This is a genomic window from Psychrobacter pasteurii (genome assembly GCF_900162815.1).
Taxonomy (GTDB): Bacteria; Pseudomonadota; Gammaproteobacteria; order Pseudomonadales; family Moraxellaceae; genus Psychrobacter; species Psychrobacter pasteurii.
In genome coordinates, this window is the sequence record NZ_FUGD01000199.1 from 1 (window position 1) to 879 (window position 879).

At 34.7% G+C, this 879-nt stretch carries 1 pseudogene; it reads right to left on the reverse strand.

Annotated features, from left to right (window positions below):
* Positions 1–490, reverse strand: a pseudogene (locus A1232T_RS13380) (IS1595 family transposase); the annotation flags it as partial.
* Positions 491–879 lie beyond the last annotated feature (389 nt).

An 879-nucleotide genomic window follows, 5' to 3' on the forward strand; every position in this document is an offset into this window, starting at 1 on the left:
CCAGAAGTTCTCTATGCCGTTAATATGGTTCTTATCATTAACAAAGGTTTTAGAGTGGTTTATACGATAATGAGTAAATTCACTGACATCTAATGCGTTATAGCATCTAAATGAGTCTGTGTAAACAATGCTATCAGGAACTACCTTTTCTAGTATAATGGGAATTAGGATATCTGCTTTAGCATTAGATATAATGAAGGCGTAAACCTTGCTATTACGCTTTAATAGGCCAAGGACAGGGACTTTATTACCCGCATTGCGTCCTCGTTGGCCTTTACGGGTTCCGTCCGCCAAAATATGATTCGTCTACTTCGATTTTACCTTCGAATAGATCATACTCTTGGCTATTCCCATAAATAAGCAGTCTTGGCCTATGAAAATAATAACTTGCTGTGGTTTTGTTAACACTTACTAAGCTTGCTGTAGAACCTGTAACAAATAGTTCGATTAGTCTGGTTTGTTTATACCAACTTAGTTCACTCCATCTCATAGTGCTATCCCAAATAATTTTACTTATCTTGGACAGCCTCATATTTTATATTTAACTGACTGTATTCAGTTTCTTCAACAATAAGTAGTCTAATAATGCTAACATTATATTTTTAGGTCCAATATTAGTTTCTTAATAGTAGTATCTACTTGTAGTAGGCTAGCTATAAATAGACTTAAAATCCTCCATATTAAATATTAAAGGTTGAAACCTAGTTTTTTATATTAATTAACTCTGTACACGACAAAAATGCTCAAAGTCTCAAAGGTCGTGGACTAGGAGACAAATAGCTTATTAGAACCTCAAACACACGTCGATTGCCAGCAAAGAAATACTCACGCAAACCATCAATCAAAACATCCAAACCAATAGCAAACAAACTTTGCTGG